The sequence below is a fragment of the Nonomuraea sp. NPDC049625 genome (assembly GCF_040675285.1).
Classification (GTDB): domain Bacteria; phylum Actinomycetota; class Actinomycetes; order Streptosporangiales; family Streptosporangiaceae; genus Nonomuraea; species Nonomuraea angiospora_A.
This window is the reverse complement of sequence record NZ_JBFAOQ010000005.1, coordinates 219,356-234,182: the sequence shown is the minus strand read 5'-3', so window position 1 is coordinate 234,182 and position 14,827 is coordinate 219,356. Positions and strand designations below refer to the sequence as shown.

Below are 14,827 nucleotides of genomic sequence, written 5' to 3'. Positions count from 1 at the left end.
GTCATGCAAAACGTGGAGATCTGGAGTGAAGAGTTCGGCGCCGCTGCTGACGAGCCGATTCTGCTGGTGATGGGGTCGATGTCGCAGGGGATCCTGTGGCCGGATGAGTTCGTTGGCCGGCTGACCGCCGGTGGTCGCCGGGTGATCCGGTACGACCACCGCGACACCGGCAGGTCGGCGACCGTGGACTTCGAGAAGGAGCCGTATACCTGGGGCGACATCAGGGACGATGTGCTGCGGGTGTTGGACGCGCATGGTCTGGAGAGCGCGCATCTGGTGTGTCATTCGGCGGGTGGCCTGCTGGGGCAGTTGATCGCGGTGGAGCGGCCGGAGCGGGTGCGTTCGCTCACCGTCATCGGTTCCTCGCCGCTCGGCGGGGGTGAGGGCATGGTGATCATGCGCGCGTTGATGGGGCAGCCGCAGCCGGAGGGGAGTCTGCCGGAGCCGGCGCCGGAGTTCGTGGCGCACTACCAAGGGCTGATGGCGAGTCCGCCGCCGGCTGACCGGCGTGAGCGGATCGAGGCGATGATCGCTGAGCAGCGGGTGCTGCATGGCACGGGGTTGCCGTTCGACGAGGACGCCGCTCGCCGGCTGCAGGAGCGCATCTTTGACCGGGCCCGGGATCTGGACGCGGTGGTGAATCATCGCCTGGCCGCGATGGCTCAGCCGGACTTCGAGCCGGTGGGCGTGCTGGGCCAGGTGAAGGTGCCCACTCTGGTGATCGAGGGCACCCACGAGCCGGCCAAGCCGGGCCATGGCGCGATCATCGCCGAGGGGATCCCGGGAGCGCGGTTGATGATGGTCGAGGGCATGGGGCACACGCTGCCGCCGGAGGTGCACGAGGAGCTGGCGGACGCCATCCTCGCGCACACCTCCGAAGTCAGGACGTGAGCCGCCCGCTCGGCACGACCACGTACTGCCGCAGGTACAGGTCCCGGAAGCTTACCGGGCCGCGCGGGCCGGGCACCCGGTCGATGTTGATGCCGGTCTCCGGCAGCCGCAGCAGCTTGAAGCCGTCGAGGAGCCGGGTCGTGGAGTTCCAGAACACCCCGGAGCCGGCGTAGGCGTCGATGAACTCCGCGGCGGCGGCCGGATCCTCGGTCGCGACGGCGGCCGCCAGCCCGGAGGTCTCCTCGTTGGCGATCCGGGCCGCGTGCAGCGGGCCGTCGGCGGCGTCGACGGTCACGGTGGCCGCGCGCTCCGGGTCGAGCGACCACTCGTACCCGCGCGGGTGGGCGTGCGGGGGCAGGGACGCGCCGATGCCCAGGCGGTCCAGGGCCTCGAGGACGGCGGGCAGCCGCTCGTCGTAGCAGGACCGGTCGATGAGCAGCAGGTTGAGCCGGTTGCACACGCCCAGCCGGTCGAGGCTGCCGGTGATGAGCCGGTGGACGGTGTCGTCGTCGGCGGCCGAGTGGATGTAGAGGACGCCGCCGCCGTCGGCGTGCGCGAGGGTGCGCACGCCGTGCCGGGCGGCCTCGCGGCCGAGGTCGCGGGTGCTGTCGCCGCTGCCGCGCAGGATGACCAGCGGGATGAGCTCGGGCAGCGACACCAGCGCGTACGCCGCCGAGCGGTCCTCGCTCGGCACCAGCTGGACGGCGTCCGGGTCGAGGCCGGCGTCGGCGAGGGCCGGCGCGATCACGTGCTCCACGATGGCCCGGGACGAGCGCAACGCGGCCGAGCCGGTGCGCAGGACGCCCGCGTTGCGTGATTTGAGGAACTGGGAGGCGATGTCGAGGGTGACGTTGGGACGCGCTTCGAAGTTCGCGCCGATCACGCCGACGGGCCGGCGGCGTTCCAGCAGGGTCAGGTGGTCCGGGCGTTCCTCGAGGACCTTGTCGCGGGGCTCGTGCGGCACGTCCGCCAGGGTGCGGAGTTCCGCCGCCATGCCGTCCAGCCGTGCGCCGGTGAGGCGCAGGCGGTCCTGGAGGGCGGGTGACATTCCGGCGGAGACGGCTGCGGCGAGATCCTCCTCGTTGGCGGAGACGAGGGTGCCTCGTGCGGTGCGCAGCCGCTCGGCCATGCCGCGTAGCGCGGTGTCGATGTCGGCGTCCGTCGCGCGTTCGAGAGCCGGGGAGCTCTGTCGGGCCCGGATCGCGCAGGTGCGCACCGCGTTGTCGGTGGAGCTGGTCAAGGGCGTCCTTTCGCCGGTGGGGCGCGGGGGCGAGGTGCAGTCGATCGTAGCATTGTTCAACAATCCCCTTATTGAACGCCTACGAGCACCGGCCACCCGCCCTGCCGGGTGAAGGTCGCGGCGGTGGGCATGCGGAGTTCGAGCCGTTCTCCCCGGGACCTGGCCAGGAGGCGGAAGTCGCCGAGGAGGCGATCGCCCACCGTCACGGAGCGGTCGACCCGTAACGACTCCAGCACCCACATGTGGGCGTCGAAGATCTGCTGGACGGTGAACTCCGCCTCCCGTCCGTTCGGGATCAGCTCGGTGAGCAGGCGGGTCTTGAGGGAGTGGACGTAGGCGATGGCGTTGCCGGGCATCTTGGCGGCGATCGCCGGGTTCTTGGGGATGACCATGGCCATGCCCTCGCCCTTTTCGTTGAACGCGGTCTGCACGCGCGGGTCGTTGCGCCAGAAGCGCTGTTCGAGGATGTGGTCCACCTCGTACAGGTCGCCCCGGCCGCGGTTGAGCTTGGCCAGGGTCCGGTAGTCCTCGACGCGTCCGGCGAGCCGGTCGTAGTGTGCGATGTCGGCGGCGCTGAGCCGGCGCAGCCGGCTGTCGGTCTGCTTGGCTCGTTTGAGTGTTTCGGCCCAGTCGGTGCCGAGTTCGCTCTCCAGTTCTTTGATGAAGCGGGACTTGCCTCGCTGGCTGAGCGCCCACGAGACCGGGTCGAGGCTCTGCGCGATTCCCCGGGACAGTTTCCTGTTGGTGAAGGCGTTGAAGCCGGCCGCCAGGCGGGGGTTGCGGAAGGTCTTGAAGTTGCCGGTCAGGAGCCGTTCCACGATGCGCCGGTCCAGCTCTCGCAGGTAGGCGTTGCCGACGAGGTCGTGGAAACGCCTGAGCACCTGGTCCATCGAGAGCTTGCCCGCCGCGAAGCGGGTGAGCGTCCGGGCGAGGTCGGTCGCGCCCTTGACGTCGATGCTCCCGACGGCCTCGAGGAACTCGCGTTCGGCGACGCGCCCGACTTCGCTGATCACGTCTTCTTCGAGCACCTTGGCGAGCTTGGTCGCTTTGAGCTCGGTTCGTACGGACTGCAGGACCGCGCGGGGCAGCGCCTTGGCGAAGGGCAGCGCCGACAGCACGCCGTAGGCGAGGATCTGCGTGCCGGTCACCTCGTTGCCCCAGAAGTCCTTGCCGGTCGCGAGCTGGAAGGCGATCTGCGACAGGTCGTACAGGACGTTGATGTACGGGACGAACTGGATGGCCAGCTCGAAGAGGAAGATGAGCCCCTGGTGTTCCGGGGCGAAGTGGACCTCGACCTCCTTGGGCTGGAAGGTGGTGTCGTCGAGCACGGTTCCCTGCGGCGGGAAGCGCGGGATGAACGAGTCGTCCAGCCGCAGGGTCTGCACATCGATGAACCCGGCCATGTCCGGCGAGGCCGCCGCGTGCACGATCACGTTGTGCGTGTGCACGACGCGTACGACGACGCGGTCGCCGAAGAGGTTGTCCTCGTCCTCGTGCGAATGGACGACGATGTCGTAGACGAAGGCCGCCGGCCTATCGGCCTGCCGGTTGTCGATGTCGATGGTGACCACGTAGCCGTTGAGCACGTTCCTGATGACCACGCCGAGCGGTTTCGTCGTCACGTTGACCGTGATCGCCTGGGCGAAGAAGTCGCCCCGGCGGCCGGCCTCGTCGTCGGCGAAGGGGCCGACCGTGAACGGCTGGGGGAGCAGCCGCCACAGTTCGATGACGGACTGGTCGGGCTGGGGGATCAGGTCGTCGTCCTGGGGGCGGACGATCTCGACCAGGGGAGAGCGCGGGCCGAGCACCCCCAGGAGGTCGGCGGCCGTGCCGCCCATGCGTCTGGTGGTCACGGTGACCTGCCGGGCGAGCGCGAGCCAGATGACGGGGAAGGTCCGTTCCCCGGCGGGCGGCAGGTATCGCCAGGTGAAGGGCTGATGGCCGGTCTGGTTCCAGGGCGGCGCGGTGAGCGTGATCTCCAAGGTGGCGCCGCGGACCGGGTCGGCGATGTCGGCGTGGAAGGTCAGGACGCCGCGCCCCTTTCCCGGCTCGACGTACCCGGTGAGCAGGGGGCCGGCCAGGGTGGCCGGCACGACGGGATCTGCCATGTCCTAGACCTCGACCCACTCCCCGTCGGAGTCCTGCTCCCAGCGGGGCAGCTGGTCGTCCTGGCGCAGCTTCAGCAGCGAGGTCGGCACCCGCACCAGCCACGGGTCCCCCTGCGGGACCTCGGTGCCCGGCCGGTCGAGACGCTCGGCGATCTCGTCGGCGATGGGCAGGTACAGGGGGTTGGAGATGGTCGGCAGCGGGCCGCCGTTCCAGATCTCGCCGAAGGTGAGGAAGTGGTCGATGGCGCCCTCGAAGCCCGGCCGGGCCGGCACCGAGACCCGGCAGAACCCGGCACGGAGGAAGTCGGCGAACGCCGGATCCGGGTCGTCGAACCCGAGCCGCTCCTCCCACTGGTCCTTGCGTCCCCAGAAGTAGGGGTAGGTCACGAACGTCATGTGCTCCCACTCGAAGGCCTGCTCGAAGAAGCGCACGTACGGGCCCTCACCGGCGGCCTCGAACACGTTGATCTCCGGGAGCCCGTTGGCGGGGGAGATCTCGATGGAGTCGAACAGGTCGTAGTGCTGGTCGGTCAGGATGCTGACGCAGTTCTTCTTCAGCTCCGTCTGCATGAGGGCCAGGTTGGCGGCCGGGTTGCGGCCCTGGATGTCCACGCCTGCCCGCAGCTGCAGCGCCGCCAGTTTCTCCTCGTAGTCGGCCACGGCCGCCTTGTGCGCCGTCTCCAGCTTGGCGTGGGTCTCCAGCCGCCACTTGTCCATGGCCCGGTCGGTGCGCTGGCACTTGACCTCGACGGCCACCGCGACCTGCGAGAGGTGGAAGGTGTCGATGCCCACGGCGACCGAGTCGCGTTCGTCGTCCAGCGCGGTGGTCCACAGCCAGTTGCCGTCGGGCATCCGGTGCGTACGCCGCCCGACCACGACGTCCACGGAGTTGTCGCTCTCCCAGATGTTGCGCACGACGCCCACGCTGGCGTACACGGCCCGGTAGCCCTCGTCGATGCTGATCTGGCCCGAGTGGTTGTAGTTGGTGTCGCTGTCGCCGCCGCCGGCCTTGAAGTCCAGCGACTTGGTCTTGAACAGCTCGGGCGGCGGCGCGACGTCGGTCGCGCCGGTCTGCTTGACCCAGTACTGGTAGTTGCTCTCGGTGATCTGGCGGGGGTTGAGCGGGAAGTCCGGCGGCTTGATCAGGTTGCGGGCGGCGGCGTTGGTCTGCCGCATGGCCGCGATGAGGAAGGCGGCGGGCTCGGGCACCATGAAGTCGAACATCGCCCGCAGCCCGTAGTTGAACATCTGGGCCTGGTAGACCTTGTTGACCCACTGGTAGACGCCCGAGACGTTCTGGGAGCTGCGGGTGTTGTCCAGTTCGTGGGTGTTCTTCTCGATGGTCTCGGTCGTGGTGGTCAGCTGGGTACGGGTCAGCACCCTTTCGGCGATCTTGCGTGAGGTCCGTTCGGTGACGTCCTGCGAGAACGTGGCGGCCGATCGGGTGGCCTCCTGCTTGCTGCGCGCGATGGAGCCCTCGGCGCTGGCGGAGAACTCCACGACCGGGCCGTACCTGCCGGAGATGTTCAGCCCGGCCTTGAGCGCGACGTCCTCCTTGACCGTCTGCTCGGTCTCCCTGGTCATCTCGAAGCGGTCGGTGGTCTGCAGGTCCCGGTCCTCGCTGGTGTTGGTCTCCTGCTCGTTGATCGTGATCAGCTCGGTGGTGTCGCGGCGGCTGTGGTCGCGCACCTTGTGCTCGCCGCGCAGCACGTTCTCGATGTGCGCGACGTCGGCCGACTCGTAGCCCGTCAGCTGCTGCTTGATCACGAGCAGGTCGGCGATGCCGGCCGGGGCGACCTCGCCCTTGGTGTGGGGGACGCGGCCGTCCAGCGGGATCGGCGGCAGCGGGACGGTGCCGCCGGTCCCGAGCGTTCCCCAGCCGGTCGTGACGGGGGTCTGCACGGTCACGAGCGCCTCGCCGACGCGCAGGAACGACTGCCGCACCGGATGTCCGGCGACCGCCTCCAGCTGGTTGACCGTCGCCGCCAGGTCGGCTTCGAGGCGGTTGCTGAGCCGGTCGAGCGGCACCGCGGTCAGGTCGAGGCCGCGTTCGGTGAGCACCGTACGGGTGGCCTCGGACAGCTGCCCGCCGGCCGTCGGCAGGAGCACGAACCCGACCTCGGGCGTCGGGGTCGGCCGGAACTCCGTGCGGCCGCGCAGCACGGGAGCGGGCGTCTGCAGCAGGGACTGCGCCACCGGCGCGCTGACCACGTCGGAGGTCTCCGGGGTGTCCGTGCCCGTCTCCGCCTCGCCGATGATCGGGGTCGGGGCCACCCGCTCGCGCAGGTTGCCGTGGAAGGCGCTCAGCGCGGTGGCCACGTTCGTCAGCCGTACCTGGTCCGGCGGCTGCACGAGGGCGCTGGTCGTCTGGGACGTGACGTGGAAGTGCTCGGCGTTCAGCTGGGCCAGCTCGCCCAGCGCCGTCCGCAGGTCCGCGTGCCGGGCCAGCAGATCGTCGACCTCCTGGCGGCGCGCGGCCACCGCCTCCTCTCGCCGGCCCCGTACCGCCTCCTCAGCCTCGCGGGTCGACAGCCTGGAGGTCAGGCCGAGGTCGAACGGCAGGCGGAGCGAGCGCCGCCGCCAGCGCCGCAGCTCCTGCAGGTCCTTGGGGAACTTGTCGTCGTCGGCGTGGCGCACGATGACCTCGGCCGTACGAAGCTGGCGGGCGAGCTGCTCGATGGGCCGCGCGTGCTCCTCCTGCAGCACCTTGATCGCCACGAGGCTGTCCTTGAGCCTCCTGACGGCGTTCCGGAAGTCCTCCAGGCCGGTCACCTGGTTCGGGCTCATCCCGAACACGTCGTCGATGGCCTGCCGCACCATCTCCGGTGAGGCGGACACGTCGACGTCCTCCATCTCGTCGAGGCGTCCGGCGAGCTGGTCGAGCTCGGCGCCCAGCGGGGTGTCCGCCGGGTCGCCGATGAACTCCGGCCCCGCCACGTACGCGGTGGCGGCCGCTTCGACGGCGGTACGCCGCTGGGCCGCCCCGACGGCCTCGCGCAGCGCCTCCTGGAACGGCGTGTCCTGGCCCAGCGGGATGCTGGGAGTCTCCGGGTCCTGGGCCACGGCCGGCCGGGTGAGCATCAATCGGAAGAGATTTTCCATGGGCTTGTTTTCCTCCGCCCCCGTGTTTCGAGGCGCCGCGTCCGTGCGGCGTCTCGCCTGTGCTGACTGAGGCGTTCCATGCCGTTCCGGCCGGGGACAGGACGGGTGCGCCGGATCGGGCGTGGCACCGCAAACCCGTCCGACACCGCGTGGTAGATGTGAGCTGACACCTCCCCCCACCAGCGGCGAGGGGGACACATGACCATGATCAGCTTCGATCACAGGGCCACCGGCTACAGCCTGGTGCAGGCGCGCTGTCTGGCCTACGCCGCCGAGCTGGCCTACAAGGACGAGGAGCGGGTCAGGGCCACGGCGAACGACTGGGGTTTCGACCGGGTGACCTCTTTCCGCGTGCCGCACACCCCGCCGTTCCCGCTGGTGGACACGCAGGCCTACATCGCGGCCAACGGCCGCATGATGGTCGTGGCGTTCCGCGGCACCCAGCCCGAGGAGCTGCGTGACTGGCTGTCGGACGCCGGCACGCTGCTGACTCCGTACGCCGCCGGGACCGGCATGATCCACTCCGGCTTCTACCGGGCCCTGGACGTCGTGCATCCGGCGATGTTGGACACCCTGGAGAACTGGCGCGCCGACGGGCAGTCGCTCTGGTTCACCGGGCACAGCCTGGGCGGCGCCCTGGCCATGCTGGCGGCGGCGCGCACCTACTTCGAGGACCCGAGCCTGCTCGCCGACGGCGTCTACACCTTCGGCCAGCCCCGCACCTGCTGCCCGCTGCTGGCCGCCGCCTATGACAAGGCGTTCCGGGGCCGGATGTTCCGCTTCGTCAACAACAACGACGTCGTCGCCCAGCTCCCGCCCCCGCCGCTGTTCCAGCACGTGGCCGAGGAACGCTACTTCGACGCCAAGGGCAAGCTGCGGGAGAAGACGCCCCTGGCGGCGGGCCTGGCCGACCGGCTGAAGGGCCGCACCGCCGACCTGCTGGCGCCCGGCGGCGACGGCGTCCGCGACCACTTCATCAACGCCTACCTGGCGAACTTCGACGCCAACCTACGCTGAGCCCCGAGCCTCAGCCAGGGAGCTGCGCATCGCGTAGCAGCAGGGCCGCCTGCACCCGGTTGGCGCAGTTCAGTTTGGCGAGGATGCGGCTGACGTAGGTCTTCACGCTGGCCTCGGTCATGTGGACGTGCCGGGCGACCTCGGCGTTGGACAGGCCCTGCGCCACCAGGGCGAGGACGTCGGCCTCGCGCGCCGTGAGCGCGGCCAGCCGGCCGGCGGCGTCGCGTTCGCGCTGGCCGGGGCCCGGCGCCGCCATGTCGAGCACCTGGCGCGCCACGGCCGGCGACAGGTACGCATGCCCGGCATGAGCGGCGCGGACCGCCCGGATCAGCTCGTCCGGGGTGCACGTCTTCAGGACGAAGCCGGCCACGCCCTGCCGTACCGCCCGCCGTACGTTGGCCTCGTCGCCGAAGGCGGTGAGGAGCACCACGCGCGGCCCCGTCAGCTCGGCCGCCGCGGCCAGGCCGTCCAGCACCGGCATCGCGATGTCCAGGAGCGCGACGTCGACGCGGTGCCGGTGGGCGGCCCGCACCGCCTCGCGTCCGTCTCCCGCGACGGCCACCACCTCGATGTCCCCGGCCGATTCCAGGACGGTACGGATCCCGGCGGTGATGAGGGGCTCGTCGTCGGCGATCAGCGTCCTGATCACGCGGCGGCCCCCGCGAGGGCCGGCACCAGCGGGAGCATCGCCACGAGCCGGAACTCGCGCGGCTCCGCGTGGACGCGCAGCAGGCCCCCAGCCGCGGTGACGCGTTCGGTCAGCCCCCGCAGGCCGCTCCCGCCGCCGGCAGCGGGCCGACGATGGGGCACCGGGTTCGCCACCGAGATCAGGAGGGCGTCGGGCTGCCAGTCGAGCGACACGGTGATCGGCATGCCGGAGGCGTGCTTGACCGCGTTGGTCAGCCCTTCCTGGACGACCCGGTAGGCGGCGTGGGCGGCCCTCGGGTCGATGAGCGGGACGGCCTCGCCGGACGTCTCGAACGCCACCGACGTGCCCGCCGCCCGGGACCGTGCGACGAGGCCCTCGATCTCCTCCAGGCCGAGGACGTCATGGCCGCGCAGCGCGTTGACCACCTCGTGCAGCTCGGCCGCGGCGGCGCGTGCGGTGTCGGCCAGGCCGCGCACCGCCCGCCGCTGCTCCGTGGGCAACTGGCCCACCTCCAGCGCGGCGGCCTGCACGGAGACCAGGCTGAGCAGGTGGCCGAGCGAGTCGTGCATGTCGTGGGCGATCCGCAGCCGTTCGCGGAGCCGTTCCTGCTCGGCGACGAGGGCCTTCTCCCGGCGCAGGTGCTCGCGCTCCTGGGCCATGTACCGGCCGGCCAGCAGCGGCAGCGCGGTCAGCAGGGCGACGCGGGCCAGGGTGATCCACGGATCCTGGTCTCCGGGGGAGCGCTCCTCGACCAACAGGAGCACGCACACGTACGCGGTGAAGGCGCCGGCCGTCACGACGACGTCCCGGCGGGTGGAGATGCGCTGCCCGGCCTGGAAACCGGTGCAGGCGAGCAGGGCCAGCGACGCGCCCGTGAGCACCGCCAGCGCCAGCGCCGCGAGGAAGGACGCGAACGGCAGGCGGTCCGCCGCCGCCATGGTGAGCACGTACGCCGCGGCGTACGCGGCCAGCGGCAGCCCCTGCGTCCCGTCCAGCCACAACAGCGCCGTGTCCGCGGCCACGACCGCGGCGACAAGCGCATACCTCGACATGAGTCCTCACCTTACTCATCGCCACCGTCGTCAACTTCGCCGCCAACCTCGATCCGCTACACAGGGTTGTCTGATCGTGGCTTAGGGTAGTTGCAGGGTTGTCGACCCCCAGTCGACGGTCCCCATCCCTCACCTGCCGCGGCGCCACGTCGGGGCAGACCGGCAGACCAGTCGATCACGTGATCACCGGGATCACGAACCGAAGGGAGAACCCCCATGTCCCTTTCCGCCACGGACCGCCTGCGGATGCGCTTCGACCTCCTCGACGTCAACGGCAGCACCACGCTGACGTCCGCCGACTTCGAGCTCTTCGCCTCGCGCGTCTGCCGCGTGCTGGGCGTGCCCGCCGGCTCCCCCAAGGCCGAGTCGCTTTCCGAAGGGTGCCGGCTCTTCTGGGAAGGGCTGGCCGAAGCCGCCGACCGCAACCAGGACGGGCAGGTGACCTTCGAGGAATATCGCGCGTTCTCCCACGCCGACTCCTGGTTCGACGAGCACGGCGAGGCGTACGCGGCGGCGGTGTCCACCGTCTGCGACCTGGACGACGACGGCCTCATCGAGCGCGACCACTTCCTCGGCCTCCACAGCGCCGGCGGATTCCCGCTGACGTACTCGACGAAGCTCTTCGACGACCTGGACGGCGGCGGGACCGGCCAGGTGAGTACGGGCAGTTTCGCCGAGTTCCTGCGGAAGTTCTACACCAGCGCCGACGACCTGATCTGACGAGCTGATCCCGGTAGAGACAGGACCGCGCTCTCATGCTGGTGTGCAGCGATCGTACGGTGAGCCGTGCCGAGTTGACCGCGCTGGCGGACGGACGGGCGGCCAGGCTCGCGGCCTGCGGGATCGGACGAGGCGATCTCGTCGGGCTGTGCCTGCCCAACGGCTGCGAGTGGGTGGTGACGTACCTGGCGCTGGCCCGGCTCCAGGCGTGCTGCGTGCCGCTCAACGCGGCGTCGGCCGTCGCGGAGATCACCCATGTGGTCCGCGACTGCGGGATGCGCGCGCTGTTCGTGTCCGCCGACCGGGCCGAGGCGCTGGCGGATACGTACGCGGACCAGGTGCTGCTCTGCCCGGACGGCGCGATCCCCCGCGACTGGATGGCATCGGAGCGCGGGCCCAGGCATGCGGCGCTGGCCGGTGCCGCATGCCTGGCCTACACCTCGGGGACGACGGGGTCGCCCAAGGGGGTGATCCAGACGCGGCGGGCGGTTCGCGCGGGTGGCGACAACCTGGCGGCACGCCTGCGCCTCGGGCCGCGGGATCGGGTGGTGACGGCGCTGCCGCTGGCGCACACCTATGGGACGAACGTCATGAACGCGGCGCTGGGCAGCGGCGCGGGCCTGATCCTGCTGGAGCGCTTCGACGTGGAGACGATGCTGGAGCGGTCGGCCCGGCACGCGGCGACGGTGGTGGCGGGCGTGCCGACGATGTACCGGCGGCTGCTGTCCGAGCCGGCGGGACGGATGCCCCGCTCGCTGCGGTGCGGCCTTTCGGCCGGCCAGTGCGCGGGGGAGGAGCTGGCCATGGCCTGGGAGGACCGCACCGGCGCCCCGTACGTGGAGGGATGGGGGATGACGGAGCTGGGTGGCATGGCCACGCTGGCCGCGCCGGAGCTGGCCGGTCGCCACGGCACGGCCGGAACGGCGCTGCCCGGCGTCCGGCTGCGGGTGGAGGCGGGCGGGCACGTGGCGCCGCCCGGCGTGCAGGGCGAACTCCAGGTGCACGGCCCGATCGTCACCCCCGGCTACTGGAACGCGCCCCGGCAGACCGCCGCGGCGATCGGCGTGGACGGGTGGCTGCGGACCGGCGACGTCGGCGTCATCGCCGCCGACGGGCGCGTCCGGATCGTCGACCGGATCAAGGACGTCGTCCTGTGCGGCGGCTACTCGGTGTTCCCCGCCGAGCTGGAACGTGCCATCCGCGGGCATCCGGCGGTTCGTGACGTCGCGGTCGCCGGGGTGCCCGATCCGGTCCTGGGCGAGATCCCGTGCGCGTGGGTGGTGGCGGAGCACGGGGCCGCCCCCGCCTCCGAAGAGATCATCCGGCACTGCCGGGCACTGCTGGCCGCCCACAAGCTGCCGCGCCGGGTGGTCCTCGTCCCCGGCCTGCCGCTCACCGCTAACGGCAAGGTCGACAAGCGTGCCCTGACCTTGACGACCTCCGGAGGACATCCGCATGTCGCTGAATGACCGGCTCCGGCTGCACGGCCGTGCCGCGCTCGTCACCGGGGCCTCGCGGGGCATCGGCGCGGCCGTCGCCCGGATGTTCGCCGCCGCGGGCGCGGACGTGGCCGTGCTGGGGCGTTCTCGCCAGGACCTTGACGAGGTCGCCGCGACCGTACGGTCACACGGCCGCCGGGCCGTGGTGGCCGAGTGCGACGTCACCGACGCGGCCCAGATCGAGACCTCGTGCGCCGCCGTCGAGGAACGGCTCGGCACGGTGGACATCCTGGTGAACAACGCGGGCGGGCCCGTCTTCCAGGCGTCGGTGCTGGACGTCCGCGACGACGGCTGGGAGCGGGTGCACAACCTCAATCTCACCAGCGCCTTCCGTTTCGTCCGGCGGCTGGCGCCGGCGATGGCCGAACGGGGCCAGGGGGTCATCGTCAACATCGGGTCGATCGCGGTGGCCCGGCCCTGGCCCGAGATCGCCGCCTACGGAGCGGCCAAGGCCGGCCTGCGGCACCTCACCCAGGCCCTCGCGGGCGAGCTCGGGCCCCAGGGGGTGCGGGTGAACGCGGTCAGCCCGGCGTGGATCGACACCGCGGTCAACCGCGCCTACGTCGCCGACCCCGCGCTGTCGGAGTCGGCCCTGGACCTGGTGCCGCTGGGCCGCTGGGCGAGCCCGGACGAGGTCGCGACCGTGGTGACGTGGCTGGCCTCGCCGGCGGCCTCCTTCGTCACCGGGGCCGACATACCCGTCGACGGAGGCTTCGCGGTGGCCATGCCCGCACGCGCGCGGGCCGCGCTGAGCAGGGTACGTCCGCCCGAGGGGGCCAAATCGTGATCGACGGACCGCTCATCGTGGGCGCGGGCCCGGTGGGGCTGTCGGCCGCCCTGCTGGCGCGCGCCCGGGGACTGCCCGCCCACGTGCTGGAACGGCTGCCCGAAACCGCGCCCAAGCCCGGCAGCCGGGCGATCTTCCTGCACCGGCAGACGATCCAGACCCTCGCGACGGCCTCGCCCGTCCTCGCCGACCACTTGGTGAGGGAGGGCCTGGTGTGGCCGGGACGCCGGACGTACTGGGCCGGGCGAAGGGTCCATCATCGCCGCTACGAACCGGTGCATCCCAGGCTCGCGCCGTTCGTCAGCCTCCCGCAGCCCAGAGTGGAAGAGCTGCTCCGCGAGGCGGCCGTGCGGGCCGGCGTCAGCTTCTCCTGGGGCGCGCCGGCCGACGACGTGACCCTCCTGGACACCTCCGTCCTGATCCGCGCGGCCGACGGCAGGCAGTGGCACTCCGCGTTCGTCGTCGCGGCGGACGGGGCCGGATCGATCGTGCGGCGCCGGCTGGGCATCCTGATGGACGGCGACGCCGGCGGCAACGCGTTCGTCGTCGCGGACGTCGCCGACGATCCCGACCGGCCGCTGCCCGGCGAGCGGATCTTCCACTACCGCCATCCGCGGGCCGCGGGCCGCAACGTGCTCATCATCCCCTTCACCGGCGGCCACCGCGTGGACCTGCAGTGCCGCGCCCGTGACGATCCCGCGGCGCTCGCCGCCGACCCCTGCGCCTGGCTCCGGCCCCTGCTGCCGTCCGGCCACGCCTGCGAGGTCACCTGGTCCTCCCACTACCTGTTCCGCCAGGCGGTCGCGGAGACCTTCACCAAGGGCCGGGTCCTGCTGGCCGGGGAGGCCGCGCACCTTTACGCGCCCTTCGGCGCGCGCGGGCTCAACTCCGGCGTCGCCGACGCGGCCGCCGCCGTCGACGCGATCGTCGAAGCCGGCATCGGTCCTGAAGCCGCCCTCGGCGCACTCGCCGAGTACGACCGGGTGAGGCGGGCCGCCGCCCAGCGCAACCGCGCGGCCGCGGGCAAGGCGCTGGCCCACCTGACCGCCGCCGGCCCGCACCGCCAGGCCGCGCAGCGGGCCGCCGCCCTCGCCGCTCGGGTGCTGCCCCGCGCCGGGACCTGGCTCGACAGCAAACCTTTCGGACCGCGCGACGCCGGGATCCCCAGCAGCCTCTACTGAACGTTCGTCCCTGCGAGGTTCCCCATGATGCTCCGAACGATCACGCCGCAGTCCGTCAGCGTCGAGATCTTCACCGACCCCCGGACCCAGGCCCTCCTCTCCCACACCGGCAGCACCACCTGCCAGCTCGAACGCCTCCTGGACGAGCGCGTGGACGTCCACACCGTGGAGGTGTCCCGCGCGGCCGTGGACCGGACCTGCCCCGAGGCCGCCGCGCCGCTCGGCCTGCCCGCCGCGGCTCCCGTCCTGGTCCGCCGCACCACGCTCGCCGTCGCGCGCCACCAGGTCTCCCGCAACCTCGTCCTGGCCCCGCTCGGCCGGCTGCCCTGGGCCGAGCACCTGCTGCGCTCGTGCGCCGTTCCGCTGGGACGGCACCTGCCCGAGCCGCACGAGCGCCATCCGCTGGGACTCGGACTGGACTCGTGGGGCCCCGGACGCGCCGCCGTCTCCAGGTGGTACCTCATCATCGACCCCGACAGCGCTCAGCCGGCGCTCTTCATCCGGGAAACCTTCAATCCCGACCTTTTCGACCCCGCGACGACCGGCCCGCCGTCGTCGCCGGGGTGACGACGGCGGGCCGG

General features: G+C 71.8%; 12 protein-coding genes. 7 read left to right on the top strand and 5 right to left on the bottom strand.

Annotated elements, in window-relative coordinates; all coding sequences use genetic code 11:
• The first annotated feature begins 3 nt into the window (after nt 1-3).
• The gene (locus AB0J87_RS23610) at nt 4-891 is read left to right on the top strand and encodes an alpha/beta fold hydrolase (RefSeq protein ID WP_363968291.1); all 888 of its coding nucleotides are present in this window, start codon (nt 4-6) and stop codon (nt 889-891) included.
• Here the strand turns inward: AB0J87_RS23610 and AB0J87_RS23605 are convergent.
• From AB0J87_RS23605 to AB0J87_RS23595, 3 genes are all read right to left on the bottom strand, one after another.
• Nucleotides 881-2,131, bottom strand: coding sequence for an aldehyde dehydrogenase family protein (locus tag AB0J87_RS23605; protein WP_363968289.1), 1,251 nt, complete (start codon nt 2,129-2,131; stop codon nt 881-883). The genes AB0J87_RS23610 and AB0J87_RS23605 overlap by 11 nt on opposite strands.
• Nucleotides 2,132-2,199: 68 nt before the next feature.
• A complete protein-coding gene (locus tag AB0J87_RS23600) occupies nt 2,200-4,239 on the bottom strand; it encodes a hypothetical protein (protein ID WP_363968287.1) in 2,040 nt (679 codons plus the stop codon).
• A 3-nt stretch (nt 4,240-4,242) separates the two neighbouring features.
• Complete coding sequence (locus AB0J87_RS23595; protein WP_363968285.1) at nt 4,243-7,341, bottom strand: hypothetical protein; 3,099 nt, start codon at nt 7,339-7,341, stop codon at nt 4,243-4,245.
• A 198-nt stretch (nt 7,342-7,539) separates the two neighbouring features.
• On the opposite strand from AB0J87_RS23595, the gene AB0J87_RS23590 reads away from it, so the two are divergent.
• Entirely contained in the window at nt 7,540-8,358 is an 819-nt protein-coding gene (locus AB0J87_RS23590; RefSeq protein ID WP_363968283.1) for a lipase family protein, read from the top strand.
• A gap of 10 nt (nt 8,359-8,368) precedes the next feature.
• Here the strand turns inward: AB0J87_RS23590 and AB0J87_RS23585 are convergent, their stop codons facing one another.
• Nucleotides 8,369-9,007 (bottom strand): response regulator transcription factor, encoded by a 639-nt coding sequence (locus tag AB0J87_RS23585; protein ID WP_363968281.1) that lies wholly within the window; start codon nt 9,005-9,007, stop codon nt 8,369-8,371.
• Nucleotides 9,004-10,059, bottom strand: coding sequence for a histidine kinase (locus AB0J87_RS23580; protein WP_363968279.1), 1,056 nt, complete (start codon nt 10,057-10,059; stop codon nt 9,004-9,006). Before AB0J87_RS23580 ends, AB0J87_RS23585 begins: the two co-directional genes overlap by 4 nt.
• Before the next feature lie 216 nt (nt 10,060-10,275).
• Between AB0J87_RS23580 and AB0J87_RS23575 the strand changes: the two genes are divergently transcribed.
• Genes AB0J87_RS23575 through AB0J87_RS23555 form a run of 5 tightly spaced genes read left to right on the top strand, consistent with a single transcriptional unit; the run spans nt 10,276 to nt 14,813 of the window.
• Nucleotides 10,276-10,779, top strand: coding sequence for an EF-hand domain-containing protein (locus AB0J87_RS23575; protein ID WP_363968277.1), 504 nt, complete (start codon nt 10,276-10,278; stop codon nt 10,777-10,779).
• A 35-nt stretch (nt 10,780-10,814) separates the two neighbouring features.
• Nucleotides 10,815-12,248: an AMP-binding protein gene (locus tag AB0J87_RS23570; protein ID WP_363968275.1), complete on the top strand. Its 1,434-nt coding sequence runs from the start codon at nt 10,815-10,817 to the stop codon at nt 12,246-12,248.
• Nucleotides 12,235-13,065: an SDR family NAD(P)-dependent oxidoreductase gene (locus AB0J87_RS23565; protein ID WP_363968274.1), complete on the top strand. Its 831-nt coding sequence runs from the start codon at nt 12,235-12,237 to the stop codon at nt 13,063-13,065. Before AB0J87_RS23570 ends, AB0J87_RS23565 begins: the two co-directional genes overlap by 14 nt.
• On the top strand, nt 13,062-14,246 hold the full coding sequence (locus tag AB0J87_RS23560; protein WP_363968272.1) for an FAD-dependent monooxygenase: 1,185 nt from the start codon (nt 13,062-13,064) through the stop codon (nt 14,244-14,246). The genes AB0J87_RS23565 and AB0J87_RS23560 overlap by 4 nt, the downstream gene beginning before the upstream one ends.
• Nucleotides 14,247-14,270: 24 nt before the next feature.
• Nucleotides 14,271-14,813, top strand: coding sequence for a hypothetical protein (locus AB0J87_RS23555; RefSeq protein ID WP_363968270.1), 543 nt, complete (start codon nt 14,271-14,273; stop codon nt 14,811-14,813).
• The last annotated feature ends 14 nt before the right edge of the window (nt 14,814-14,827 follow it).